At 61.5% G+C, this 26,884-nt stretch carries 22 protein-coding genes; 18 read left to right on the top strand and 4 right to left on the bottom strand.

Annotated features, from left to right (window positions below):
- Nucleotides 1-45 precede the first annotated feature (45 nt).
- From ACSQ9D_RS17325 to ACSQ9D_RS17245, 17 genes are all read left to right on the top strand, one after another.
- The gene (locus tag ACSQ9D_RS17325; RefSeq protein WP_436283208.1) at nt 46-2,262 is read left to right on the top strand and encodes a primosomal protein N'; all 2,217 of its coding nucleotides are present in this window, start codon (nt 46-48) and stop codon (nt 2,260-2,262) included.
- Between the two features lie 77 nt (nt 2,263-2,339).
- Entirely contained in the window at nt 2,340-2,729 is a 390-nt protein-coding gene (locus ACSQ9D_RS17320; protein ID WP_436283207.1) for an AGROH133_08824 family phage infection protein, read from the top strand.
- 260 nt (nt 2,730-2,989) lie between these two features.
- Complete coding sequence (locus tag ACSQ9D_RS17315; protein WP_436283206.1) at nt 2,990-3,550, top strand: F0F1 ATP synthase subunit delta; 561 nt, start codon at nt 2,990-2,992, stop codon at nt 3,548-3,550.
- On the top strand, nt 3,550-5,079 hold the full coding sequence (gene atpA, locus ACSQ9D_RS17310) for a F0F1 ATP synthase subunit alpha (RefSeq protein WP_037116282.1): 1,530 nt from the start codon (nt 3,550-3,552) through the stop codon (nt 5,077-5,079). Before ACSQ9D_RS17315 ends, atpA begins: the two co-directional genes overlap by 1 nt.
- A gap of 24 nt (nt 5,080-5,103) precedes the next feature.
- Nucleotides 5,104-5,988, top strand: coding sequence for a F0F1 ATP synthase subunit gamma (locus tag ACSQ9D_RS17305; RefSeq protein ID WP_436283205.1), 885 nt, complete (start codon nt 5,104-5,106; stop codon nt 5,986-5,988).
- 23 nt (nt 5,989-6,011) lie between these two features.
- Nucleotides 6,012-7,460: a F0F1 ATP synthase subunit beta gene (gene atpD / locus ACSQ9D_RS17300; RefSeq protein WP_037116272.1), complete on the top strand. Its 1,449-nt coding sequence runs from the start codon at nt 6,012-6,014 to the stop codon at nt 7,458-7,460.
- Nucleotides 7,460-7,696 (top strand): hypothetical protein, encoded by a 237-nt coding sequence (locus ACSQ9D_RS17295; RefSeq protein ID WP_072369320.1) that lies wholly within the window; start codon nt 7,460-7,462, stop codon nt 7,694-7,696. Before atpD ends, ACSQ9D_RS17295 begins: the two co-directional genes overlap by 1 nt.
- Nucleotides 7,696-8,103, top strand: a complete 408-nt coding sequence (locus tag ACSQ9D_RS17290) for a F0F1 ATP synthase subunit epsilon (RefSeq protein WP_436283204.1) — start codon at nt 7,696-7,698, stop codon at nt 8,101-8,103. The genes ACSQ9D_RS17295 and ACSQ9D_RS17290 overlap by 1 nt, the downstream gene beginning before the upstream one ends.
- Before the next feature lie 148 nt (nt 8,104-8,251).
- Entirely contained in the window at nt 8,252-8,716 is a 465-nt protein-coding gene (soxR, locus tag ACSQ9D_RS17285; protein WP_436283203.1) for a redox-sensitive transcriptional activator SoxR, read from the top strand.
- A 71-nt stretch (nt 8,717-8,787) separates the two neighbouring features.
- Nucleotides 8,788-9,558 carry an SDR family NAD(P)-dependent oxidoreductase gene (locus tag ACSQ9D_RS17280; RefSeq protein WP_436283202.1) on the top strand — a complete coding sequence of 257 codons (771 nt, stop codon included), beginning with the start codon at nt 8,788-8,790 and terminating at the stop codon, nt 9,556-9,558.
- 99 nt (nt 9,559-9,657) lie between these two features.
- Nucleotides 9,658-9,999: an ArsR/SmtB family transcription factor gene (locus ACSQ9D_RS17275; protein WP_436283201.1), complete on the top strand. Its 342-nt coding sequence runs from the start codon at nt 9,658-9,660 to the stop codon at nt 9,997-9,999.
- A gap of 70 nt (nt 10,000-10,069) precedes the next feature.
- Nucleotides 10,070-10,963 (top strand): LysR family transcriptional regulator, encoded by an 894-nt coding sequence (locus ACSQ9D_RS17270; RefSeq protein WP_436283200.1) that lies wholly within the window; start codon nt 10,070-10,072, stop codon nt 10,961-10,963.
- Between the two features lie 169 nt (nt 10,964-11,132).
- Nucleotides 11,133-11,612: a formate dehydrogenase subunit gamma gene (locus ACSQ9D_RS17265; protein ID WP_037116259.1), complete on the top strand. Its 480-nt coding sequence runs from the start codon at nt 11,133-11,135 to the stop codon at nt 11,610-11,612.
- Nucleotides 11,609-13,165 carry a formate dehydrogenase beta subunit gene (locus ACSQ9D_RS17260; RefSeq protein ID WP_436283199.1) on the top strand — a complete coding sequence of 519 codons (1,557 nt, stop codon included), beginning with the start codon at nt 11,609-11,611 and terminating at the stop codon, nt 13,163-13,165. The genes ACSQ9D_RS17265 and ACSQ9D_RS17260 overlap by 4 nt, the downstream gene beginning before the upstream one ends.
- Before the next feature lie 4 nt (nt 13,166-13,169).
- Nucleotides 13,170-16,049, top strand: coding sequence for a formate dehydrogenase subunit alpha (fdhF, locus tag ACSQ9D_RS17255; RefSeq protein WP_436283198.1), 2,880 nt, complete (start codon nt 13,170-13,172; stop codon nt 16,047-16,049).
- Complete coding sequence (gene fdhD, locus ACSQ9D_RS17250) at nt 16,049-16,876, top strand: formate dehydrogenase accessory sulfurtransferase FdhD (RefSeq protein ID WP_436283866.1); 828 nt, start codon at nt 16,049-16,051, stop codon at nt 16,874-16,876. The genes fdhF and fdhD overlap by 1 nt, the downstream gene beginning before the upstream one ends.
- A complete protein-coding gene (locus tag ACSQ9D_RS17245) occupies nt 16,866-17,111 on the top strand; it encodes a formate dehydrogenase subunit delta (protein WP_037116252.1) in 246 nt (81 codons plus the stop codon). Before fdhD ends, ACSQ9D_RS17245 begins: the two co-directional genes overlap by 11 nt.
- Nucleotides 17,112-17,331: 220 nt before the next feature.
- On the opposite strand, the gene ACSQ9D_RS17240 is transcribed toward ACSQ9D_RS17245, so the two are convergent.
- From ACSQ9D_RS17240 to rocF, 3 genes are all read right to left on the bottom strand, one after another.
- Nucleotides 17,332-17,808: a chemotaxis protein CheW gene (locus ACSQ9D_RS17240; RefSeq protein ID WP_037116809.1), complete on the bottom strand. Its 477-nt coding sequence runs from the start codon at nt 17,806-17,808 to the stop codon at nt 17,332-17,334.
- Nucleotides 17,809-18,073: 265 nt separating this feature from the next.
- Nucleotides 18,074-19,273: an ornithine--oxo-acid transaminase gene (rocD, locus tag ACSQ9D_RS17235; RefSeq protein ID WP_436283197.1), complete on the bottom strand. Its 1,200-nt coding sequence runs from the start codon at nt 19,271-19,273 to the stop codon at nt 18,074-18,076.
- A gap of 11 nt (nt 19,274-19,284) precedes the next feature.
- Complete coding sequence (rocF, locus tag ACSQ9D_RS17230) at nt 19,285-20,220, bottom strand: arginase (protein WP_037116249.1); 936 nt, start codon at nt 20,218-20,220, stop codon at nt 19,285-19,287.
- 128 nt (nt 20,221-20,348) lie between these two features.
- Between rocF and ACSQ9D_RS17225 the strand changes: the two genes are divergently transcribed.
- A complete protein-coding gene (locus tag ACSQ9D_RS17225; protein WP_024316140.1) occupies nt 20,349-20,777 on the top strand; it encodes an Lrp/AsnC family transcriptional regulator in 429 nt (142 codons plus the stop codon).
- On the opposite strand, the gene ACSQ9D_RS17220 is transcribed toward ACSQ9D_RS17225, so the two are convergent.
- Nucleotides 20,774-26,881, bottom strand: coding sequence for a translocation/assembly module TamB domain-containing protein (locus tag ACSQ9D_RS17220; RefSeq protein ID WP_436283865.1), 6,108 nt, complete (start codon nt 26,879-26,881; stop codon nt 20,774-20,776). The two genes, ACSQ9D_RS17225 and ACSQ9D_RS17220, sit on opposite strands and share 4 nt — an antisense overlap.
- Between the last annotated feature and the right edge of the window lie 3 nt (nt 26,882-26,884).

Genomic DNA, 26,884 nt, shown 5'->3' with positions numbered 1-26,884 from the left:
CTTCCAGGTTTTCTTTTTACGCCGATCCGGGCATGGTCTCGCCCGATGAGCACAGATTCGTCCGATCTCTTTGGAACGCTGTTTAAGACGCCGCCGGCCAACCGCACGGCGCCTGTTCTCGTTCCCATGCCTGCGCCGAAGCCTTATTCCTATACCGTGCCCGAGGGAATGGCCGTCGAGCCGGGCTCGGTCGTGCGGGTGCCGCTCGGCCCGAGGCAGGTGATCGGTGTCGTCTGGGATGGCGACGAGGACGGGGTCGATCCGAAGAAGCTGAGGCCGATCAGCCATGTCTTCGATTGCCCGCCGCTTACGAAGGAGATGCGCGACTTCATCGATTGGGTGGCGAGCTATACGCTCTCGCCGCCCGGTCTCGTGGCGCGTATGGCGCTGCGGGCGCCAAATGCCTTCGAGCCGGAGCCGATGGTTGAGGGCCTGCGCTTCGTCGGCGGCGAAACGGAGCGGATGACGCCAGCGCGCGCCCGTGTGCTCGATATTGCCGGTGATGGCCTTTCCTGGACGCGAAGCGGGCTTGCCCATGCCGCCGGCGTATCGACAAGCGTCGTCGACGGTCTGGTAAGTCAGGGCATTTTCGAAACCGTATTCCTGCCGCCGCCGCCGGTGGTTGCCAAACCCGATCCCGACTTCACGGCCGCGCGGCTCGAAGGCCCGCAAAGGGAGGCGGCAGACGAGATCCTGTCCGAGGTTCGAAAGGGTGAGTTTGCCGTATCGCTGATCGATGGCGTCACCGGTTCGGGAAAGACGGAAGTCTATTTCGAAGCGATCGCGGAAACGCTGAAGCGCGGCAAGCAGGTGCTAATCCTCCTGCCGGAGATCGCGCTGACGGCGAGCTTTCTGGAGCGCTTTCAGGATCGCTTCGGCGCAAAGCCCGCCGAATGGCACTCCGACCTGGCGCCGCGCACCCGCGAGAAGGTCTGGCGTCAGGCGGTCACGGGCGAGGTGCGCGTCGTTGCCGGTGCTCGCTCGGCCCTGTTTCTGCCGTTCGAGGATTTAGGCCTTATCATTGTCGATGAAGAGCATGATCCTGCCTACAAACAGGAAGATAGGGTCTATTACAATGCGCGCGACATGGCCGTCGTGCGCGCACGGATCGGTGATTTTCCAGTGGTTCTCGTCTCCGCCACGCCCTCGGTCGAAAGCCAGGTCAATGGGCAGAGCGGGCGTTACAGGACCATTCACATGCCGACCCGCTTCGGCGACGCGGCGCTACCCGATCTACACCTCATCGACATGCGCCGTCATGCGCCTGAGCGCGGCGGCTTCCTGTCGCCGGTCCTGATCCGCGCGATCGGCAAGACGATCGAGAAAGAGCAGCAGGCGCTTCTCTTCCTCAACCGTCGGGGTTATGCGCCGCTGACGCTCTGCCGCGTCTGCGGACATCGCTTCCAGTGCGCGCAATGCTCCAGCTGGCTCGTCGAGCACCGGTTCAAAAGACAGTTGCAGTGTCATCAGTGCGGTCATGCCGAACGCACGCCGGAAGCCTGCCCGGAATGCGGCACCCTCGATCATCTCGTTGCCTGCGGGCCCGGTGTTGAGCGCATCGCTGAAGAAGTGGAGCGCCATTTCCCCGAGGCGCGAACGATCGTGCTCTCGTCCGACATCATGGGCGGCGTCAAGCGGTTGCGGCTCGAGCTCGAGGCCATTGCGAAAGGGGAGGCCGATATCGTCATCGGTACGCAGCTCGTCGCAAAGGGGCATAACTTCCCGCTGATGACGCTGGTCGGCATCGTCGATGCCGATCTCGGGCTTGCCAATGGCGATCCGCGCGCCGCCGAACGGACCTTTCAGCTTCTATCGCAGGTGACGGGCCGCGCCGGCCGTACCGGTCTGAAGAGCCACGGCCTGTTGCAGACCTACCAGCCGCAACATCCCGTCATGCAGGCGATCGTGTCGGGCGATGCGAGTGCCTTCTACGAACGCGAGATTGCCGAGCGCGAACGGGCGATCCTGCCGCCATTCGGACGGCTGGCGTCGATCATCGTCTCGGCGGAAACGCGCCACGATGCGGAAAACCATGCCCGCGGCATGAGAAACGCCGCACCGGTTGTCTCCGGCATCTCCGTGCTCGGACCTGCGGAAGCACCGCTTGCGTTGGTGCGAGGCCGCTATCGCTTCCGGCTTCTCGTGCATGGCCGGCGAAACTCCGACATGCAGGCATTTCTCAGGGCCATGCTTGCGCAAGCGCCAAAGGAGCGCGGGTCGGTGCATGTGCAGCTCGACGTGGACCCGCAAAGCTTCCTGTAGATCGCTGCCCTACGGGCTTTTGCCCAGGCGGGCAATCATGGCATAAGGACGGCGAAACAGGGGATTCGGGGTCGGTCATGGACTTTTATTTTCCAACGGAGCTGGGCGAACAGCTCGCTTTCGCAGCAGCCGCATTCACCGCGTTGACGGGCTTCATCATCATGTTTGCGCCGGGCTATGCGATGCGGTTGGTCGGCGTGATGCCACGCGAGGGTCGGCGCGACGGCTATGCCGAGCAACGCTCCGTCGGCGGTTTCTATCTCGGTTTCGGTCTCTCGGCCATCATGCTGGCGCAGGACTGGATCTACATGGCTCTCGGCGTCTCCTTCGCCATGGCCGCATTTGCGCGCATCATCTCGCTCCTTTCAGATAAGGGGAGCACGATTCTCAACTATTTACTTCTGGTTGTGCAGATCGTTCTGGCGGCTCTTCCGCTCGCCTATGTTTTCGGTTTCTTTTCCGCTTGAGTTGAGTGGATATTTCTCGCATTGAGCTCTTGGTTGCCGGGCTTTGAGCATTTTTGCGTTAGAAATCGATACGAAAGCCGTATTCGGGCGTTACGCGTGTTGCGAGTCCGAACATCCTATGTTAGACGGACCCCGAATTTCGGAAGAAGCAAGAGGCTTCTCTTGCGATTTCTGGGGGAAATCATAACGAATTCAAGATCCTAGGTCAGGCGCCCGCCGGGGACCGGATTCTTGAGTTGAAATCAGGGAAATTTGGGCCAGTGGCAGACACATCCCAGCTTACTTCTGGTGTTGCAGAGCGCTATGCCTCGTCGCTGTTCGAGTTGGCGCTCGAGCAGGGCGCCGTCGAAAGCGTCACCAAGGACCTCAACCAGTTCCAGGCGATGCTCGACGAGAGCGACGACCTGAAGCGTTTGGTTTCGAGCCCTGTTTTCTCGGCCGACGACCAGCTCAAGGCGATTGTTGCCATCAGCGAGAAGGCTGGAATCAGCGGCTTCTTCGCGAACTTTCTGAAGGTCGTGGCGCGTAACCGCCGCCTCTTTGCCCTCCCGGGCATGATCAAGGCCTTCCGCATCATTGCTGCAAACCAGCGTGGCGAAATTACTGCCGAGGTCACCTCGGCCCATGCGCTTGATGCAGCGCAGGAAACCGAATTGAAGGCGGCGCTCAAGGGCGTCACCGGCAAAGACGTGGCGATTGCCGTCACGGTTGATCCGTCAATTCTTGGTGGTCTGATCGTGAAGGTCGGGTCCCGTCAGATTGATACGTCTCTTCGTACGAAACTCTCTACCCTTAAGCTTGCATTGAAAGAGGTCGGCTGATGGATATCCGCGCTGCGGAAATTTCCGCAATTCTCAAAGACCAGATCAAAAACTTCGGCAAAGAGGCAGAAGTCTCGGAAGTCGGTCAGGTTCTCTCCGTCGGTGACGGTATCGCTCGCGTTTACGGTCTGGACAATGTTCAGGCAGGCGAAATGGTCGAGTTCCCCGGTGGCATCCGTGGCATGGCGCTGAACCTGGAATCGGACAACGTCGGTGTTGTTATTTTCGGTTCGGACCGCGACATCAAGGAAGGCGACACCGTCAAGCGGACCGGCGCCATCGTTGACGTTCCGGTTGGTCCGGAGCTGCTCGGCCGCGTTGTCGATGCTCTCGGCAATCCGATCGACGGCAAGGGCCCGATCAATTCGACCCGCCGCGCGCGCGTCGACGTCAAGGCTCCAGGCATCATTCCGCGTAAGTCGGTTCATGAGCCGATGTCGACCGGCCTCAAGGCTATCGACGCACTCATCCCGGTCGGCCGCGGCCAGCGCGAGCTTGTCATCGGTGACCGCCAGACCGGCAAGACCGCGATCATTCTCGACGCGATCCTGAACCAGAAGGCGATCCACGACAACGGCCCGGACAGCGAGAAGCTGTTCTGCGTCTACGTCGCTATCGGCCAGAAGCGTTCGACCGTTGCCCAGTTCGTCAAGGTTCTCGAAGAACGCGGCGCAATGAAGTACTCGATCGTCGTTGCCGCAACGGCTTCCGATCCGGCTCCGATGCAGTACCTGGCGCCGTTCGCCGGCTGCACGATGGGCGAATACTTCCGTGACAACGGTCAGCACGCGCTGATCGGTTACGACGACCTGTCCAAGCAGGCTGTTGCTTATCGCCAGATGTCGCTCCTGCTGCGCCGCCCGCCGGGCCGCGAAGCTTATCCGGGCGACGTTTTCTACCTGCACTCGCGTCTCCTCGAGCGCGCTGCAAAGCTCTCCGACGAAAAGGGCGCTGGCTCCCTGACGGCTCTGCCTGTCATCGAAACCCAGGGCAACGACGTTTCGGCCTTCATTCCGACCAACGTGATCTCGATCACCGACGGCCAGATCTTCCTCGAAACCGACCTGTTCTATCAGGGTATCCGTCCGGCCGTTAACGTCGGTCTGTCGGTTTCACGCGTCGGCTCCGCCGCGCAGGTCAAGGCGATGAAGCAGGTCGCCGGCTCGATCAAGGGCGAACTCGCACAGTATCGCGAAATGGCCGCCTTCGCTCAGTTCGGTTCCGACCTCGACGCCTCGACGCAGCGCCTGCTGAACCGCGGCGCACGCCTCACCGAACTCCTGAAGCAGCCGCAGTTCTCGCCGCTGAAGACGGAAGAGCAGGTTGCGGTGATCTTCGCCGGCGTCAACGGCTACCTCGACAAGATCCCAGTCGCGCAGGTCGGCAAGTTCGAACAGGGCCTGCTGTCGTACCTTCGTTCGGAAGGCTCGGCTATCCTCGACACGATCCGTACGGACAAGGCAATCAGCGACGATACGAAGGGCAAGCTCACGGCTGCCATCGATAGCTTCGCGAAGTCCTTCGCCTAATCGGACCCAAAGGACGGATAACGGATGCCTTCACTTAAGGATCTGAAAAACCGGATCGCCTCCGTCAAGGCGACGCAGAAGATCACCAAGGCGATGAAGATGGTCGCCGCGGCGAAGCTTCGGCGTGCCCAGGAGGCGGCCGAGGCCGCCCGTCCGTACTCGCAGCGCATGGGTGCCGTTCTGGCAAACATTGCAGGTGCGATGACGGAGGCGGACGGTGCGCCGGCTCTGATGACGGGCAGCGGCAAGGACCAGGTTCACCTGCTGGTCGTCTGCACTGCCGAACGCGGCCTGTGCGGCGGCTTCAATTCGCAGATCTCGCGCTTTGCGCGCGATCACGCTCGCAAGCTTCTCGCCGAAGGCAAGACGGTTAAGATCTTTACCGTCGGCAAGAAGGGTTACGACGTTCTGCGCCGTGAATTCGCTTCGCTCATCGTCGAGCGCAAGGAATTGCGTGAGGTGAAGAAGGTCGGTTTCGAGAATGCCGACCAGATCGGCAAGCGCGTCATCGAGATGTTCGAGGCCGACGAGTTCGACGTCTGCACGTTGTTCTACTCCGAATTCAAGTCGGTGATTTCGCAGGTTCCGACGGCACAGCAGCTCATCCCGGCATCGGCTCCTACGGCCGTTGTCGAAGATGCGGCGCACGCCGGCGCAGTCTACGAATACGAGCCGGATCCGGCATCGATCCTCGAGGATCTGATCCCGCGCAACATCTCCGTCCAGATTTTCCGCGCGCTCCTTGAGAACGTCGCCGGCGAAATGGGCGCCAAGATGAGCGCGATGGACAATGCAACGCGCAACGCTGGTGAAATGATCAACAAGCTGACGCTCAACTACAACCGTCAGCGTCAGGCTCAGATCACCAAGGAACTCATTGAAATCATTTCGGGCGCGGAAGCGCTCTGAGGTTAGGGAAAGAGGGTAAGAAGATGGCTAAGGCAGCTACCCCCAAGAAGACTGCGGCAGGCTCTGCCGGCAAGGTCACGCAGGTTATCGGCGCCGTCGTGGACGTTGCTTTCGAAGGCGAACTGCCGGCGATTTTGAACGCGCTTGAGACGACCAACGGCGGCAACCGCCTGGTTCTCGAAGTTGCGCAGCACCTCGGCGAGAACGTCGTTCGCACGATCGCCATGGACTCGACCGAAGGTCTGGTTCGCGGTCAGTCCGTTTCTGACACCGGTGCTCCGATCGCCGTTCCGGTTGGTCCGGAAACGCTTGGCCGTATCATGAACGTCATCGGCGAACCGGTTGACGAAGCAGGTCCGCTGGTGACCGCCTCGAAGCGCGCCATCCACCAGGATGCACCTGCCTACGTCGATCAGTCCACGGAAGCACAGATCCTCGTCACCGGCATCAAGGTCGTCGATCTTCTCGCTCCTTACGCCAAGGGCGGCAAGATCGGCCTCTTCGGCGGTGCAGGCGTCGGCAAGACCGTTCTCATCATGGAACTGATCAACAACGTCGCCAAGGCGCACGGTGGTTACTCGGTTTTCGCTGGCGTGGGTGAACGTACCCGCGAAGGCAACGACCTTTACCACGAAATGATCGAATCCGGCGTCAACAAGCACGGCGGTGGCGAAGGCTCCAAGGCTGCGCTCGTTTATGGCCAGATGAACGAACCGCCGGGTGCGCGCGCTCGCGTCGCTCTGACCGGTCTGACGGTTGCCGAAAACTTCCGCGACCAGGGCCAGGACGTTCTGTTCTTCGTCGACAACATCTTCCGCTTCACGCAGGCAGGTTCCGAAGTGTCGGCACTGCTCGGCCGTATTCCTTCGGCCGTCGGCTATCAGCCGACGCTCGCCACGGACATGGGCCAGATGCAGGAGCGCATCACGACCACGACGACCGGTTCGATCACCTCGGTTCAGGCGATTTACGTTCCTGCCGACGACTTGACCGACCCGGCTCCGGCAACCTCGTTCGCCCACCTGGACGCAACGACCGTTCTGTCGCGCTCGATCGCTGAAAAGGGTATCTACCCGGCCGTCGACCCGCTCGACTCCACGTCGCGCATGCTCGACCCGATCGTTGTCGGCGAAGAGCACTACGAAGTGGCTCGTAAGGTTCAGTCGACGCTGCAGCGCTACAAGTCCCTGCAGGACATCATCGCCATCCTTGGCATGGACGAACTGTCCGAAGAGGACAAGCTGGCCGTTGCCCGCGCCCGTAAGATCGAGCGCTTCCTATCGCAGCCGTTCTTCGTCGCTGAAGTCTTCACCGGTTCGCCGGGCAAGCTCGTCGCGCTCGAAGACACGATCAAGGGCTTCAAGGGCCTGGTCAACGGCGAATACGACCACCTGCCGGAAGCTGCCTTCTACATGGTCGGCTCGATCGACGAAGCCATCGAGAAGGCCAAGAAGCTGTCCGCAGCTGCCTGATGAGCGACGCTCTCAACGAGATCTTCTGCTGCGACGCCCTTCGGGAAGTCGCAGCAGAGCTTCCAGCTCCGGCAGCGCCGACGATCTATAGATCGGACGATGGCAAGCTGATGATGGTGGTGGGACTGATCCAGACCGAGGAAGGTCTTGGGTATCTCGATCAGGCGATAGCGCACTGCCCGTTCTGCGGGACCAATTTGCAAGATACAGAAGCCGCCGAGAAGGTAAGTCACTGATGGCTGACAATTTCAATTTTGAACTCGTATCTCCCGAGCGCCTGCTCCTTTCGGAGATGGTGACAGAAGTTGTCATTCCGGCAACCGACGGCGAGATGACCGTTATGGCAAACCACGCCCCGACGATGACGACGATCAAGCCTGGCATCGTCAGCGTTCGTTCGGCCAACGGTTCGAAGCAGGATTACGTGGTTTTTGGCGGGTTTGCCGACATTTTGCCGACCGGATGCACGCTGTTGGCCGAGTCCGCGGTCATCGTTCAGGATCTCTCGAAGGACGAAATGACGCTTCGCATCGAAGCGGCGAAGAGAGAAATCGAGGACGCTGTGCATCACGAGCACAAGTCGCGTCTGGAACACTACATCATGGAACTGACGCACCTGCAGGGTGTGATCAACCCGGATTGATCCACGCTAAACTTTCGCATCTTGAAAGCGGCCTTTTGGCCGCTTTTTTGTGTGTTCTCACGGTCTCGGTCGCTGCGAGAACGAATGGCAAGTGGACACCCGCGAAGCGCGCGACTAGACTACCTCAAGCAAACTTGAGGTCTGCGCCGTGGAAGAAGGCTTCACCAATCCCTTCAGGAAACTGCTCACAGTCGGCGAAGTCGCCGAACGCAGCGGGCTTGCCGTCTCTGCGCTGCATTTCTACGAAGCGAAAGGCCTCATTTCCAGCATCCGCTCGCGTGGCAATCAGCGCCGCTTCGGCCGCGATGTGCTCCGGCGTCTCGGTATCATCAAGGTCGCGCAGCGTGTCGGGATTCCCTTGGCGGAGATCCAGGCTGCTTTCGATACGCTGCCGCAGGGCCGCACGCCGACCGCTACGGATTGGCAGCGGCTGTCGCTACTTTGGAAGGAGGACCTCGATGCCCGCATCAATCGCCTCGTCGCCCTGCGTGACCGGTTGACGGATTGCATCGGCTGTGGTTGCCTTTCGGTTGAAAGCTGCCCGCTGCGCAATCCCTATGATCGGCTGGCAAAGGATGGGCCGGGTCCGCGTCTGCTGGAAACCGATGACTAGGCAACGTTCCCTTCGCTGCATCACAACAACGCAGGAGCCGCAAGCGGCTCAATCACGCCGTGGAGGACTGGATGTTTCACCCCAAGCTGTTCGAAAACCGCAACGTGGTCGTGACTGGCGGGGGGAGAGGTATCGGCCTAGAGGTGGCGCGGCAATTTCTCGATTGTGGGGCGAGAGTGCTGGTGCATCTCGGCCGCGGCGCCGACCGCGATTTGCCTGATTTCCTGCTGACAGCGGAAGCGGACCGCCGGGCGTTTCTCGTTGCCGCCGACTTTTCAACGCCGGGCGGCACCAGCGGATTTGCGGAGAAGGCACTTGCAACATTCGACCGGATCCATGTGCTCATCAACAATGCCGGAACCATGGTCGGCCGCTTTCCGGCAGGGGACCTGAGCGACGAGCAGTATCAAACGATTGTGCGGCTGAACCAGACCTCGGTCGTCGAGGTGACGCGCGCGCTTCTCCCGGCGCTGCGCGCATCGCAGGAGGCGGCGATCGTCAACACCGTCTCGATTTCTGCGCTGACGGGCGGCAGCCCCGGTTCGGCAATCTATTCGGCGTCGAAGGCATTTGTCGCAACCTATTCCAAAGCGCTGGCAAGGGAGCTCGCGCCCGACGGCATTCGCGTCAACTGCGTGTCGCCTGGAACGATCGAAACTGACTTTCACCAGCGGTACTCGTCGCCGGATAAGCTGGAGCAGACCCGCAAGACCATTCCCCTGCAGCGACTGGGAACCTCGGAGGACTGCGCACCTGCGTACCTCTTCCTTTCGGCACCTTCCCTCTCCGGCTACATCACCGGCCAGGTGCTCGAGATCAACGGCGGCCAGCTCATCTGCTGAGCGGGGGACTTTTTTGGGCATTTTGACAGGTCCAAACCGCTGGCTGCTGCGAATATGTTATGGTTTCGTTTCATACTATTGTTTATGCAACCGATGCAAATGCCATTGCCTACACCGAAGTCGGGCATGGCCGATCGGGATCTGCAGAAGCTTTCTGCGAGCGCGCGCGACGCGAGCGACTTTCTCAAGGCACTCTCCCATCACACGCGATTGATCATTCTCTGCCTCCTCACGGAGGGAGAAAAGACGGTGGGCCAGCTGGAGGAAAGCCTTGGCATTCAGCAGGCCATGGTGTCGCAGCAGTTGGCGCGTCTTAGACTGGATGGGCTGGTCTCCGGTCGTCGCGACGGACGCCTCATCTATGACAGCGTCGCTCATCCGGACACGACCTCGCTGCGGCATTTTCTGTTCGCGATGTTTCCGGGGACGCAGGACAACTGACAATCGGCCTTGCGAACCGCTTTCTCTGACGTGAAGATGACGGCTTGCCGCAGTTCGGCAGAGAGGCCGAATGATCGATAAGTTGGAATATTTCATCGCGCTTGCCAATGAGAAGCATTTCGGCCGCGCTGCGGAGGAATGCGGTATCTCGCAGCCAACGCTGTCGGCTGCCATTCGCCAGCTCGAGGATCAGCTCGGCGTCATGCTGGTGCAGCGCGGCTCGCGTTTCCAGGGGCTGACGCCCGAGGGTCAGCGCGTGCTCGAATGGGCGCGGCGCATTGTTGGCGACGCCCGCACCATGCGCGAAGAGATGCGGGCGGCTCGCAAGGGCCTGTCCGGACATATCAGGATCGCTGTGATCCCGACTGCACTCGCCATGCTGCCGCGCATCACAACGCCATTTCAGGAGCGGCATCCGGATGTGACCTTTTCCATCGTCTCGCGCAATTCGCTGCAGGTGCTCAGCATGTTGGAGAATCTCGAGGTCGATGCCGGGATCACCTACCTCGAAAACGAGCCGCTTGGACGCGTGACCAGCGTGCCGCTCTATGCTGAGCACTACAACCTCATTACCGCTGCCGGCAGCCCTCTGTCCGATCGTGACAGCGTCACATGGAGGGAAGTGGGTAATCTTCGGCTTTGTCTATTGACGGCGGACATGCAGAACCGCCGTATCATCAATCACCACTTGGCCGAAGCCGGCGTGACGGCGCATCCGACGCTCGAATCGAATTCGATGATCGTGTTGTTCTCGCATGTTCGAACCGGACGCTGGGCCAGCATCATGCCACGTAATGTTGCGAAATCCTTCGGCTTTCCCGCCGAGATCCGGATGATCCCCATCGTCGAGCCGAAAGCACACCACCTTGTTGGTCTGGTCGCGACGCATCGTGAGCCATTTACGCCGCTGGTCTCTGCCCTGCTGCATGAAGCCCGGATTCTCGCCGAAGACCCGGAATCTTGATAGAAAACTTCTATCGTTTGACGGAACAGCGTTATTGATCGCTTCGTCCATCCCTGAGAAAGTTCTATAATGAACGAACGCGAGCGGTTCTGTCGGCCATAGGGTTCTAAAGAAAGCCCGCCTGCCCGAGGCCGCGACGCGCAATTTGCAGGCCGTGGGAGGGCTGCTGATGAATATTCATGTCGCCGAAGGCGATATCGCGACGCGCACTTACGCGATCATCGATCATCTCAAACATCTCGAAGGTCCGTTGCTGCCGATCCTCCACGAGATTCAGGATGAATTCGGCTATGTGCCGCAGGAAGCCCTGCCTATTATCGCGAAGGAGCTCAATCTTTCGCGCGCCGAAGTGCATGGCGTCGTCACCTTCTATCACGACTATCGCGATCATCCGGCTGGCCGGCACGTGCTGAAGCTCTGTCGCGCCGAGGCCTGTCAGTCGATGGGTGGCGATGCGCTGGCCGAGCGCGTCAAGGCGCTGCTCGGCGTGGATTGGCACGGTACCACGCCGGATGGGGCGATTACCCTCGAACCCGTCTTCTGTCTCGGTCTCTGTTCGTGCTCGCCATCCGCAATGATGGATGACGAGGTTCATGGCCGGCTGGATGCCGCGGATCTCGAGGCGCTGATTTCGGAGGCACGTCGATGACCGTCCGGATCTATGTTCCCCGTGATGCTGCCGCGCTGGCACTGGGTGGCGAGCGCGTTGCAAAGGCAATCTCCGAGCAGATTGCGGCTCGCGGTCTCGACGCCAAGATTGTGCGCAACGGCTCACGCGGCATGCACTGGCTGGAGCCGCTGATTGAAGTCGAAGTCGCCGGCAAGCGCATTGGCTACGGGCCGATCAAGGCGAAGGACGTCGCTTCGCTCTTCGATGCCGGATTGATATCCGGCGGCGACCACGCCCTCTGTCTTGGCGAGGTGGAGGAGCTGCCATTCCTCAAGCGTCAGACGCGCCTTACCTTCGCGCGCTGCGGCATCACCGATCCCCTTTCTCTGGATGACTATGAAGCCCATGGCGGTCTTGCCGGCCTGCGCCGGGCGATTTCGATGTTGCCCGCAGACATCGTCAAACAGGTCACCGATTCCGGCTTGCGCGGGCGCGGCGGTGCGGGCTTCCCGACAGGCATCAAGTGGAAGACGGTTCTCGATGCTCCGGGCGAGCGTAAATATATCGTCTGCAACGCCGACGAAGGCGACAGCGGCACTTTCGCGGACCGGATGATCATGGAAGGCGACCCCTTCGTGCTGATCGAAGGCATGGCAATCGCAGGCCTTGCGACCGGCGCGGCCAAGGGCTTCGTCTACACCCGCTCGGAATATCCGCATGCGATCGCGGCGATGAGCCGGGCGATCGACATTGCCCGCAGCGCCGGAATTCTCGGCACCTCGGTTCTCGGCTCCGGCAAGGCCTTCGATATGGAGGTCCGCACCGGCGCCGGCGCCTATGTCTGCGGCGAGGAGACGGCGCTGCTGAACAGCCTCGAGGGCGAGCGTGGTATCGTGCGCGCCAAGCCGCCGCTGCCGGCGCACAAGGGTCTCTTCGACTGCCCGACCGTCATCAACAACGTCATTTCGCTCGCATCCGTGCCCGTGATCATGGACAAGGGATCGGCCTATTATCGCGATTTCGGCATGGGGCGGTCGCGCGGGACCATCCCGATCCAGATCGCCGGGAACGTGAAGCATGGCGGTCTCTTCGAGACGGCCTTCGGCATCTCGCTTGGCGAATTGGTCGATCACATCGCTGGCGGAACCGCATCCGGACGGCCGGTGAAGGCGGTCCAGGTCGGCGGTCCGCTCGGCGCATATTTCCCACGCTCCTTGTTCGACACGCCGTTCGACTATGAAGCCTTCGCGGCCAAGGATGGATTGATCGGTCACGCCGGCATCGTCGTCTTCGACGATACGGCCGACATGCTGAAACAGGCCCGGTTCGCGATGGAGTTCTGTGCCGTCGAAAGCTGCGGCAAGTGCACGCCCTGCCGCATCGGCTCGACGCGCGGTGTCGAGACGGCGGACAAGATCGCGCGTGGCATCGAGCCGGAGAAGAACCGTGTGCTGCTCGCCGATCTCTGCAACACCATGAAATACGGGTCGCTCTGCGCGCTCGGGGGTTTTACGCCCTATCCCGTCATGAGCGCCATGACACATTTCCCGGAAGACTTCGTTCCCACACCTCTCATCGAAGCGGCGGAGTAAGACTATGCCTCTCGTCCACGAAACCGACTACGGCACGCCGGCCTCGACCTCCGAAACCATGGTGACGCTCACCATCGACGGCAATCAGGTGACGGTGCCCGAGGGGACCTCCATCATGCGCGCGTCGATGGATGCCGGCATCGAGATCCCGAAGCTCTGCGCCACCGACATGATGGAAGCCTTCGGCTCCTGCCGGCTCTGTCTGGTGGAAGTGCAGGGGCGCGCCGGCATGCCGGCCTCCTGCACGACGCCGGTTGCGCCTGATATGGTGGTCTCGACGCAAACCAACCGACTGAAGGATGTCCGCCGTGGGGTGATGGAGCTCTACATCTCCGATCACCCGCTCGACTGTCTGACCTGTGCGGCCAATGGCGATTGCGAGTTGCAGGACATGGCGGGCGCGGTCGGTCTTCGCGACGTGCGCTACGGCTATGATGGCGACAATCACGTCACTGCGCGCAACAACGGCGATCTCAATCTCAAGTGGGCGCCGAAGGACGAATCCAATCCCTATTTCACCTTCGATCCGGCGAAGTGCATCGTCTGCTCGCGCTGTGTGCGCGCCTGCGAGGAGGTGCAGGGCACCTTTGCGCTGACCATCGAAGGCCGGGGTTTCGATTCCCGTGTTTCGGCCGGCATGCATGAGGATTTCGTGTCGTCGGAATGCGTTTCTTGCGGCGCCTGCGTCCAGGCCTGCCCGACGGCGACGCTGACAGAGAAGTCGGTGATCGAGATCGGCCAGCCGGAGCATTCCGTCGTCACCACCTGCGCTTATTGTGGCGTCGGCTGCTCCTTCAAGGCCGAGATGCGCGGTGAAGAACTGGTGCGCATGGTGCCGTGGAAGGACGGGCAGGCAAACCGCGGTCACTCCTGCGTCAAAGGTCGCTTCGCCTATGGCTATTCCAGCCACAAGGATCGCATTCTCAATCCGATGATCCGCGACAAGATCACCGATCCATGGCGCGAGGTCACCTGGGACGAGGCCTTCGCGCATGTTGCCTCCGAGTTTCGCCGCCTCCAGTATCAATATGGCCGCGATTCCGTCGGCGGCATCACCTCGTCGCGTTGCACGAATGAGGAAACCTATCTCGTGCAGAAGCTGGTGCGCGCCGGCTTCCGCAACAACAACGTCGATACCTGCGCCCGCGTCTGCCATTCGCCGACCGGCTATGGTCTCGGCCAGGCCTTCGGCACCTCGGCGGGCACCCAGAACTTCGATAGCATCGAGCAGAGCGATGTCGTCGTCATTATCGGCGCCAATCCGACCGACGGGCATCCGGTCTTCGCCTCACGCTTGAAAAAGCGGCTGCGGCAAGGCGCCAAGCTCATCGTCATCGATCCGCGCCGCACCGATATCGTGCGCTCGCCGCATGTCGAGGCGTCCTATCATCTGCCGCTGAAGCCCGGCACGAACGTCGCGATCCTGACGTCGCTTGCGCATGTGATCGTGACTGAGGGCTTGTTCAACGAGGCCTTCATCCGCGAGCGTTGCGACTGGTCCGAGTTCGAGGACTGGGCAAGCTTCGTTGCCGAGCCGCATCACAGCCCGGAAGCCTCGCAGAAGTTCACCGGCGTTCCGGCCGATCTGGTGCGTGGTGCGGCGCGTCTCTATGCGACAGGCGGCAATGGCGCGATCTACTACGGTCTCGGCGTCACCGAACATAGCCAGGGCTCGACGACGGTCATGGCGATCGCCAACCTTTCCATGGTCACCGGCAATATCGGGCGTGCCGGCGTCGGCGTGAACCCGCTGCGCGGCCAGAACAATGTGCAAGGTTCGTGCGACATGGGCTCGTTCCCGCATGAACTGCCCGGCTATCGCCACATCTCCGACGACGCGACACGCGACATCTTCGAGAAGCTCTGGGGCGTCAAGATCAGCAATGAGCCGGGTCTGCGCATCCCCAACATGCTGGATGCGGCCGTCGATGGCACCTTCAAGGGGCTCTACGTCCAGGGCGAGGATATCCTGCAGTCTGATCCAGACACCAAGCATGTTGCGGCCGGCCTTGCGGCGATGGAATGCGTCGTGGTCCACGATCTCTTCCTGAACGAGACGGCGAATTACGCGCATGTCTTCCTGCCCGGATCCAGCTTCCTCGAAAAGGACGGCACCTTCACCAATGCCGAGCGCCGCATCAACAGGGTGCGCAAGGTCATGAGCCCGAAGAACGGCTACGCCGACTGGGAGGTCACCCAGAAGATGGCGCAGGCCATGGGTCTTGCCTGGAACTACACCCATCCCTCCGAGATCATGGACGAGATCGCAGCGACGACGCCGAGCTTCGCGCTCGTCTCCTACGACTATCTCGACAAGATGGGCTCCGTGCAGTGGCCCTGCAACGAGGCTCATCCGCAGGGTTCGCCGATCATGCATGTCGATGGCTTCGTGCGCGGCAAAGGCAAGTTCATCCGGACGGAATATGTCGCGACTGACGAGCGGACGGGACCGCGCTTCCCGCTGCTGCTGACGACCGGGCGCATTCTCAGCCAGTATAATGTGGGCGCTCAGACGCGCCGCACGGAAAACGTTATCTGGCATGCGGAAGACCGGTTGGAGATCCATGCGCATGACGCCGAACAGCGCGGCATCCGCGATGGCGATTGGGTGAAGCTGATGAGCCGCTCGGGCGACACGGCGCTGCGTGCGCTGATCACCGACCGCGTCGCGCCCGGCGTCGTTTATACGACCTTCCATCACCCGGACACGCAGGCGAACGTCATCACCACCGATTTCTCCGACTGGGCGACGAACTGCCCGGAATACAAGGTGACAGCCGTGCAGGTTTCACCGTCCAACGGCCCGAGCGACTGGCAGCGCGACTACGACGAGCAGGCGCGCCAGAGCCGGCGAATCGTCGGCAAGCTGGAGCCCGCTGAGTGATGATCGATCATCCGATCCGCATTGCCGTGAAGCGCGCCGCCCGCAGCGGCGGCGTCGTGATGTCCGGCGTGCGGCTCGTTCCGGAGGAGGTGCCGATCGCCTTTTCCTATGGCGGCAGCACCCATGCGGTGATGATGGGAACGCCGGATGATCTCGAGGATTTCGCGGTAGGCTTTAGCCTGACGGAAGGGATCATTTCCGATGTCGGGCAGATCGTCGCAATCGAGATTGTCGATGGCGAGAAAGGCATCGATGTGCAGATCGCTCTCGTCGACGAGGTCGCCGCTGCGCTGACGGCACGCCGCCGCAGCATGGCAGGTCCGGTTGGATGCGGGCTCTGCGGGATCGAGTCGATCGAACAGGCCGTTCGCAAGGTTCCGGACGTGGCTGCGGTGTTGCTCAATGTGACCTGTCGCGACATCGTCGAGGCCGTTTCGCTGTTGAACGGAGCGCAGCCGCTGCATCGCGAGACGCGCGCCGTGCACGGAGCTGGTTTCTACGTGCCGGGCAAGGGGCTGGTTGCGGTGCGCGAGGATGTGGGCCGGCACAATGCGCTCGACAAGCTTTGTGGCGCGGTTATTGGTCAAGGGCAATCCGGCGCCGACGGCATTGTCGCTGTTACCAGCCGCTTGTCCGTCGAGATGGTGCAGAAGGCGGCAATCCTCGGCAGTCCCGTCCTCGTTGCCATCTCCGCGCCGACCGCCCTTGCAATTCGCACGGCCGATGAGGCCGGCATGACCCTCGTCGCCTTGGTGCGTGGCGAGGATTTCGAGATTTTCACGAATCCGCAGCGCATTCAGCCGGGAACCATCTCCGATGTCGCATGATACGCAGTCCAAACTCGTCTATATGGCCAATCAGATCGCGACGTTCTTCAAGAGCCAGCCGGAGAGCGAAGCTGCGGCAGGTGTGGCGACGCATATCAACAAGTTCTGGGAGCCGCGGATGCGGCGTCAGCTATTCGAGATCATGGAGAGGGAAGGCCACGGTCTCAACCCACTCGTTGTCAGCGCAGCACCGCTGATCAAGCGGCCGGAGCCCGTAGCGAGCGTGCCTCACTAGGACGGTGGCACAGGCGCTAGCGTCGGGGACATGTCTCGATAGCGACAAGAGTTGTTGTTGGGTCTGGCAAATCGGTTGCATCCGGGGCGGCCACCGATGGTAAACCGACATCCACGACGCTGTCTGGCCAGTCTGGAGCCGCCACGGATTTCCTGCGATTATATCCATCAACAAAAAAGCCACCATAGAAGGCGGCCTTTCAGCATCAGATGGCCTGGCGTTAGGCGGCCAAGTCGTCGGTTTCGCTTTCCTTGAACATCTTGGCGAGGTTGAGGAAGCAGATCATACCGTTTTCGGAGGCGATGATGCCTTCGCAGTATGCGCGGTCGAAGGAAGCCGTGACTTCCGGGACCGGCTGCACCTGGCTTGAGGAGATCGTGAGGATGTCCGAGACGCGATCGACCAGCATGCCGATGACCATATTGTGGACTTCGGCCACGACGATGGCGCTGCGCTCGTTGGCGACCGTGCCTTTCATGCCGAGCTTGAAGGCGAGGTCGATGATTGGGATCACCGAGCCTCGCAGGTTCATGACACCGATGACGTCCGCCGGTGCATGCGGGATTGGCGTCGACGGTGCCCAGCCGCGGATTTCGCGGATCGTCGTCGTCTTAACGCAGAATTCCTGATCGTGCAGTCTGAAGGCAATGATCTCCAGCATATCGCCGCTGAAGTTCGTGGAATTGATCGTAGCCATGAGTATTGTCCCAACCGTCGAAAGCCAGGGCAGAAGCAACCGCGCCACCATTGGCGCGGATGGACTTTGCCTTCAAACCGCGCGTGCTCTTCCCGAGGAGGAGTATCGATACGGTTACTCCAGACGTTAACGGAAGAGTGTTGCCCAAATCTAAATTGAGGCAGCTGATTTTTGGCTAGGCGCAGAGCCGATTGACCCCAGGTTCGCCAGCAACTCCGGCGGAAACGCCGGGAGGCCGCTTCCGCTGTCCTATCCGTTTGTCGCCTTAGGCAAGGGTCTTTTCAATCTGCGCCACGGCCCAGTCGACCTGGCTCTTGGTGATGACCAGCGGCGGGGCGAGGCGGATCGTGTTCTCGTGCGTGTCCTTGGCAAGCAGGCCACGATCCTTGAGCGTATAGCAATACTGGCGGGCGCCGCCGGCTTCCGGCACGAGCTCGACCGCCATCATCAGCCCGCGACCGCGCACGTTCTTGACGATGTTGGAGCGGATGGAGCGCAGCCCCTCCAGGAAATAGTCGCCCATGACGGCTGCGTTCTCGATCATGCCTTCCTCGGTCAGCACCCGCAATGCCGCGCGCGCCACGGCGCAAGCAAGCGGATTGCCGCCGAACGTCGAGCCGTGCTGGCCGGGCTTCAGGACACCGAGCACCTCGGAATTGGAGAGCACGGCCGAGACCGGATAGAAACCGCCCGATAGCGCCTTGCCGATCAGCGTCACGTCGGCCTCGATCCCCTCGTGCTCTTCCGCAAGTAGTTTGCCGGTGCGGCCAAGGCCGGTCTGGATTTCGTCGAGGATCAGCGTCACCTTGTTGTCGGTGCAGAGTTCGCGCACGCGCTTGAAGTAGCCGGTCTGCGGGATGACGACGCCTGCTTCGCCCTGGATCGGCTCGATCAGCGCTGCGACCGTGTTCTCATTGATGGCGGCGGCGAATGCGTCGGCATCGCCGAAGGGAACCGTCCGGAAACCGGGCGTATAGGGGCCAAAGCCGGTGCGTGCATCGGGGTCCGTCGAGAAGCTGATGATGCTCAGCGTCCGGCCGTGAAAATTGTCGGCGCAGACGATGATCTCGGCCATGCCGTCCGGCACGCCTTTCACTTCGTAGCCCCACTTGCGCACGGCCTTGATCGCGGTCTCGACGGCTTCGGCGCCCGAGTTCATCGGCAGGATCTTGTGCGAGCCAGTCAGCGCTGCCAGTTCTTCATAGAGATGGGCGAGCTGATCGTTGCGGAAGGCGCGCGAGGTGAGCGTCAGCTTGCCCGCCTGCTCAACCATGGCGGCCAGGATCTTCGGATGGCAATGCCCCTGGTTCACAGCCGAATAGGCCGACAGGCAGTCGAGATACCGCTTGCCGTCGGTATCCCAGACATAGACGCCTTCGCCCCGGGTCAATACGACGTCGAGCGGCTTGTAGTTGTGGGCGCCGAGGCGCTGTTCGGTATCGATCAGCTTCTTGGAATTGCTCATGTCGGCTCTCCTCAGGCGGCGCGGGTCGGGCGGTCGAAGATGCGGCGGCCGAAGAGGCTTGCCGTCAGCTCCACCAGGATCCGGGCGCTCTTGCCGCGGTCGTCGAGGAAGGGGTTGAGTTCTACGAGATCGAGCGAGGAGACGAGGCCGCTATCGCAGAGCATTTCCATGATGAGATGCGCTTCACGGAAGGTCGCCCCGCCGGGCACTGTCGTGCCGACGCCGGGCGCGATCTCCGGATCGAGAAAATCGACATCAAGGCTTACGTGCAGCAGGCCGTTTGCATCGGAGACGATGCCAAGGATCTGACGCATCGTTGCCGCGACGCCCTGTTCGTCGAGCCAGCGCATGTCAAAGACGTTGATCCCATGCTCCTTGATGAGCTCCCGCTCCGGCGCATCGACCGACCGGATCCCGACCTGGAAGACGTTGCGCGGATCAACCAGCGGACGTTCCTTCGGCAGGATCTCGGCAAGTTCGGCTTGGCCGCAGAAATAGGCGACCGGCATGCCATGGATGTTGCCGGAGGGCGAAGTGGCGGGCGTGTTGAAATCCGAATGCGCGTCGAGCCAGAGAACGAAGAGCGGCCGGCCTTGCTGGGCTGCATAGCGCGCCATGCCGGATACGGTGCCCATCGACAGGCTGTGATCGCCGCCGAGGATCAGCGGAAAGCGGCCGGCGGCGGCCGCGTCGTAGACACCTGCCTCGAGCGCGCGCGTAAAGGCGCCTATGATACGCAGATTGTGCGCCTTCGGATGGTTCGGCAGGTCGCGTGCCGGAACGACATGCACGTCGCCGGCATCGACCACATCATAGCCAAGATCGACCAGCGTCTGATCGACGCCTGCAATGCGAAGCGCAGCCGGACCCATGGCGGCGCCCCTGCGTCCCGAACCCTCTTCCAGCGGTGCTCCGATGAGCGTGACTGATCTTGCCTGTGGCTGCATGCTTTTTCTCCAGCTTGCGTTTCGGAAGACATATTGAAATATCGGCACGGCGACAAATAGATGAAAAAGTGCCAATAATGCGCTGTCGTCGATCAGTTTGATAAGCGCGTTTTGACAAAGTGAAAGCCATGGACGATCTTGATCAGGAACTTCTCAGTGCTTTGCGGCACAATGCGCGCATCCCGGTTTCTTCGCTGGCGGCAATGACCGGTGCATCCCGTGCGACGGTCGCGGCGCGCATCGACCGGCTGGTTGCCAACGGCACCATTGCTGCATTCACCGTCCGCACCGGCCATGAAACCCGCGCGGCGGGCGTGCGCGCGATCGTCATGATCGAGGTGCTGGGCAAGCTCGCGGACAAGGTCGCCGATCAGCTTCGCGGTCTGCCGCAGGTGCGTGCGCTGCACAGCACCAACGGGAAATGGGATTTCATTGCCGAACTTGAGGACCGCGATCTCGTCTCCTTCGACGAAACGCTGCGCCGCATCCGGCTGATCAATGGCATCAATACGACAGAAACCAACATCCTGCTGAAAACCAGGAAGGCCAGCTTCTAGTATTCGTGCTCGTAAACGATGCCGGCTTCCCCGGCGCCGTCGCCGCCCGCACCCGCGCGCAGCTTCACACCGCGGCCGACATCGAGATTGATAATCGCCTTCGCGCCGCCCTTGCCGGTGGTCTGCTGCAGTTCAAAATAGGTCCGGTCGTTGAGATAGCGGCCGACGCTGACGCTGGTGCGGCCCTTGGCATCAGTACTGATGTCGAAATCGTCTACGCCAAGCTGGTTACGCAGGCCCTGGAACAGTGATCCGGAACGACCGCCGGCCAGCTGACTGACGGCATCGGCGAGCTGAGCGATCTGGACCGGCGACAGTCTCGACATCGACTGTCCGAAGATCAGTTGCGCCAGAACCTCGTCTTGCGGCAGTGCTGGAGACGACGAGAAAGTGATCGAGGGATCGGTTGCCAGCCCGGTCACGTCGACCGTCAGCGTCGTCGAGCCCGAGGTCGAGCTGGCTTCCATCTCGAGCGCAGGCGTGAGATCGCCGGCAAAGGTGATACGGCTTCTGTTGGTGAAATCGAGGCGCCGGTTCAAAATCGTCAGGCGACCGCGCCGCATGGTGAAGCCGCCCGAAACGATCGGCTCTGCCGCCGTTCCCCTGATCGTGACGCTGCCGCCGAGTTCAGCATCGATACCGCGACCACGCACGAAGATCTGTGAGGGAGCATCCAGCTGAAGATCGAGATTGATGGTGTTGGATTTCGCGCGCGCGCCCTGTTGCGTCTCGTCGCGGAGCTGCGAGAGAACCGCCTTCGGGGCGTTGACGTGCCTGATATCGATTTCACGCAGCGAGGTTGGCAGTCTCTCGGGGACGGTGATCGATGCTCTCTCCAGCCGCAGCCTGCCGTTCAGGGTGGGGCTTGCGAGCAGCGGACCACGCAAACCGAGCGTCCCGTCGATGGTTGCTACTACGAGCGTCCCATCGACATAGACGGCCCTGTCGAGCTTGACGTCGATGTTGGCAGGGAAGTTGGAAGCTGGCTGGATCCCGACGCTACCGGACACCGAGATGCTGCCGCCGCTGGCGAGTTGACCGGTCAGGCGCGAGATCACGGCCTCGTTGCCAGTGAAGCGGATATCTGCCGTCAGATTGTTGATCGCAAGGTTACGGCGGACATCGACGACCCTTGCGCCGCTGGTCGTCACCGTACCGTTGACGGACGGTGCCGCGGCGGTTCCGCTGATCTGCAGATTGAGATTGGCCGTGCCGTCGGCGACGAAGCCTTGGGCGGCAAGCTGCGTCCCGAGCACGGCAAATGGCAGATTGCCGGAAAAGCGCATGTCCAGCGCGCGATTGCCTGTGATTGTGACGCTGCCGCCGCCTCTTAAGGAGAGGCCGCTGTCGCCGGCCAGATTGGTGTCGATCGTCAAGCGATCGTCTTTCAGTCTTCCGTTTGCGGCGATGGTTAAGGGCGAAAGCCCGGCGCTTCTGGTCTGGCTGGTGGCGGCACCCCTCCAGTCAAGATTGAAGTCGACCGCGGGCGAAGGCAGCTTGCCTGATGCCTTGACCGAGCCCGAAATGTTGCCTTCGGCGGCCAGTCCAGGCACGAATGCGTTGGCAAGGCCGGCAGGCAGGTTGGAGATGTCGGCATCTACCGCGAGCGATTTTGCATTCTGCCCAGTGATGACGAAGTTGCCTCCGGCCTTCATCGACACACCGCTGCCGCTCAAATTCGCCGTAAAGTCGAGCCTGCCGTCCGCAAGCTTCCCGCTCGCGTTTGCTGAAAGCGGCCGGATGCCGGATGCCCTCGTCTGCGTCGTTGCGGCGTCTTTCCAGTCGAGCTTAAAATCGATGATCGGATTGGTCGGCGTCGCTGATGTCTTCGCCGTGCCTGATATCGTTCCTTCGGCGCCGAGGTTCGGGACGAAGCCATTGGCGAGGCTTGCAGGCAGATCCGAAATGTCGGCGTCGACCGAGAGACCTTGGACGCTGGCGCCTTGCAGATTGGCCGTTCCCTTTGCCTTCAGCAACGTAGTGCGACTGCTGTTCAGCGTCGCGTCAAAGGAGATCTTGTTGTCGGCGAGTTTGCCGGCCGCGTTCAGCTCGAGGTTCGAAAGGCCGGCTGCCTTGGTCTGACGGGTCCCGGCATTGTTCCAGTCGAGCTTGAAGTCGACAGCAGGAACCGGGAGCGAGCCGGACGCAGTCGCCGTCCCCGAGATCGTTCCTTCGGCACCGAGATCCGGCATGAAATTGTTGACCAACGCGGCGGGAAGGTTGCTCAGCGTCGCATCTGCCATGAGGCCCTTCACGACCGTTCCTTCAACCGTAACCTTTCCCTTCGCCTTCAGGGCGGCGGCGCCATCGCCGTCGAGACTTGTCTCGAAGTCCAGTGTGTTGTTGGCGAATGTGCCCTTGGCGCCAAGTGCGAGGGAAGAGAGGCGTGCCGCCTTCGTCTGGGTGGTTGCGAGATCCGTCCAGGTGAGGTCGAAGCTTACCGTCGGCTGTTGCAGCGTTCCGGAAGCGGAGGCCGTGCCGGAGATCGTGCCGCTGGCGCCGAGGTTTGGAACGAAGGCGTTTGCCAGGCTCGCGGGAACGTTGTGTATCGTCGCATCTGCCGTGAGGTTTTCGATTTTCGTTCCCGCCAGCGAGACGTTGCCGGAGGCGTTCAGTGCCACACCGCCGTTCGCCGCAAGGTCGCTCTGAACGGTCAACTTCTCATCTGCGAAGCTGCCCTTTGCCGTCAACCTGATCCCGGAAAGGCGGGCCGCCTTGGTGTGGCTGGTTGCTGCATCCTTCCACGTAAGATCGAAGGTTGCGGTGGGCCTCGGCAACTTGCCGGAAGCCGATACGGTTCCCGATATCACGCCCTCAGCGGCGAGATTCGGGACGAAGCTGTTGGCAAGAGCAGCCGGAATGTTGGCGAGCTGCCCATCCAGCTTCAGCGTCTGGGCGTCGGCACCTGTCACGACATAGTGGCCAGCGGCTTTTAGCGACATACCACCGCTAGCGCGCGCGCCGGCATCGAAGCTGAGAATATTGTCCTTGAGGTTGCCGCTCGCCGTTACACCAAGCGATGAAAGCTTGGCGCTTCTGGTCTGGCTTGTTGCGGCGTTCTTCCAATTCAGTTTGAAGTCGAGCGCAGGCGCCGGCAGCTTTCCGGCGGCTGCGACATTGCCCGAGATCGAACCTTCGGCACCAAGATCCGGAACAAATGCGTTCGCCAATTGGGCCGGGATGTTGACGATATTGGCATCGACTTTCAGCGACTGCGAAGTCGGGCCGGTCACGACACTGCCACCGGCCTTCAGCGACACGCCACCCTTGCCGCTGGCGTTGGCTTCAAAGTCGAGCGTGTTGTTGGCGAACTTCCCGTTTGCATCGATCGCCAGTGGCGAAAGGCCGGCGCCCTTCGTCTGACTGGTGGCCGCGTCCTTCCAATCCAGGTCAAAGTTGGCAATCGGCGCTGCCGGTGTGCCGGTCACGGCGACCTTGCCGGAGATCGTGCCGGCGGCATCGAGCTTTGGGACGAAACTATTGGCAAGGCTTGCGGGCAGATTGCGTATGTCGGCCTTGATATCAAGAGTTTCGCCGGCCGAACCGCTGACGTGAACCGAGCCGTCGCCGGCCGTCAGTTCCATGGAGCTCAGCGTCACGGTGCCCGCACTGATCGACACCTGCGACGGCGACGCAAGTTCTACGAGGATGCCGCGCGGCTTCGCCGAGAAACGGTCGAGGCGAAGCAGCGTCGTACCGGCGTTCACCTCGACATTGCCTGACGCGACCAGGGGATTGGCATCATAGGTAGCGCCGAGATCGAAGTTCGTCCGGTTCTGTTGCTGCGTGAAACTCAGCGCCAGGCCTTTCGCCTTATTTGGGCCGGATGCAAGCTCTTGCGCCTTGATCGTGCCGGTCGCGGCAAAAGCCTTGAGGTCGGTGACCGCGACGTTGATGTCGGGTCTGACCACAGCAAACGTATCGCGCTTCAGGCCGCTGCCGGATGCGACGAGCTTAAGGGCGATCTTGCCGTTGTCGTTGGCAATATCGATCGATCCGTTGAGGTCGCCCTCCGCCTTCTGTCCACCGAGCGCCGCAAGAAGGCCGAGATCGGGGAAGTCAAAACTCACCTCTCCGGTCGGCTGGAAAGCCGCCGACAGTTCGACGTGGCCCGTCAGGCGGTTCTTGCCGACGTCGCCAGCGATCGACGGAAGCTGCACTTTTCCATCCACGACCTGAACAGCAGTGCTGACATTGATTGGTTGGTCATCGATCGTGCCCTGGGCGGTGATTTCGGCCCGTGGCGCCTTCGGGTCCGCTGTTCCGGAAAGGTTGACCTCGAGTTGCCTGACCTGCCGGCCGGCCATCACGAGTGACGGGCCCTTGATATCAGCCGCCACCGCGAGAGCGGAGACATTGCCTTTTGCGCTCAGCTGGTAGGTTAGCTCGCCTGTCGCGCTTTCAAGCAGCGCCTGGACATTTGGAACGCGACCGGAGAGATTGGCATCGAGCGTGTCCTCATCGAGCACCACTCCTCCTGTGACCTCCAGAGCGTTCGATTTGATGGAGAGGTTCGAGATGTTGAATTTCGAGGGAACCGTTCCCGCAACCTGGCTCTCGATCACGATCGGCGAATTGAAACGCGTTGCGACCGCAGGCGGCAGCGCCGCCGGTTGGACGGTCAGCTTGACGTTGCCGATCACCGAACTGGCACTCAATTTATAGGAACCGTTGAGGATTGCGTTCGCGGCGGCGCTTTCGATTGTGGCGCCATTGAAGCCAAGCGCATCCGGCGAGATCTGCAGCGGCAGCGTGATCGTGACGGGGCCTTGAATTGCCCGGTTGATGTCGGGATTGACGAAGGACGTGTCACCTGCAGCCAGCGTAATCTGAACGCTTCCCGAGCGGCCGGAGAGGTTGAAGTTGTCGCTCTTTGCTGTCAGCTTGACGTTGCCCATCGTCGCCTGCGCCAGCACGGCGGAATCGAGCGAGGCGCTGGCGTTGAGGCGAGAGGCCTTGGCATCGCCGGTCAACGAAAGATTGACGCCGGAGATCAGGAAGCGGGCTTCACCCTCGGCCAGCGGCCAACGGAAATCGACCGGTCCCGACGTTCCCAAAAGATTGGCGTTCAGGCTGTTCTTGCCCTTCGGATCCAGGGTGCCTGATGCGGCGATAACAACGGCGCCGGTTGCGAGATTGCCGGTCTGGATGTCGATCTTGCCCTTGTTGTCGAAGTTCGCGGCGACGTCGATGTTCGTCTGCCCTGCAAAGAGCGGGCGGAAGGCAGCCGGCAGCAGAGAGCTAAGGTCGCCGCCGCCCTTGAGGTCAAGGTGGTGAAGGCTCTCAGGTGTCAGGGTGTGGTGCGCCTCGATCGAGGCGCGTTGCTGTCCGTCGAGAGCGGCCTGCAACTGGCCTCGCCAGTCCGAGATCGGTCCGTCACCCGTCAGGCTGATTTCCACCGCCGGGTTGCCGGGCAGCGCCAGGACACCTGCGAGCAATCCGCCCTTCGGTTCCGTCAGTTTTGCCTTCAGTCGCAACTGATTGCGATCCGGCATGAAAGCGACATCGGCGATCAGCTTTGCATCCGCAGCATCGTGCCGGTGGACGCTGATCGATGCGTTCCCACCTTCGTCGTCGGCGCGCACGCTGCCGTCCGCTGCAAGCGAGAAGGCCCGCCCGATCAGAGGCTGGGCAAGGTTGATTTCCGGCAAGGCGATCTTGTCGATGTCGATCTTGAGCGGCAGTGAAAAGCCGCTGTCGGCTTCGCCTGCTGCGGCCGGACGCGACGGGAGCGTGCGCACCGGTTGCCGAAGGACGTGGATTGCCGCAGCTTCGACGCTTCTGGCGTGGAACCTGCCGGTGAGGAGCGCTAGGGGATTCCAACTTATGGCAAGGCCGTCGACCTGGGCGAAGACGCCCTTGGTGTCGGAGAGCACGATCTGGCTGGCGCGTAGTCCGCCAGTCAGCAACCCCTCGGGGTCCTGAACCTTGATGGTCATATCCCGGTTGGAGAGGCTCGAAGCGACCCTGTCGGTGACGATGCGTGCGCCGAAAGACGTGAAGCCGAAGACACCGATGGCGATGGCAAGCAGGACGAGGAGGGCGCCGAGGGAAAAACCGAGCAGCCGCACGATCCAGTTCAAGATTTTCGCCAGTGTCTGCATGGT

It is taken from the genome of Rhizobium sp. LjRoot258, from assembly GCF_964254185.1.
In the GTDB taxonomy this organism is placed as follows: Bacteria; Pseudomonadota; Alphaproteobacteria; order Rhizobiales; family Rhizobiaceae; genus Rhizobium.
Note: the sequence above shows the minus strand (reverse complement) of the source record. Positions and strands in the feature narration are given on the sequence as shown.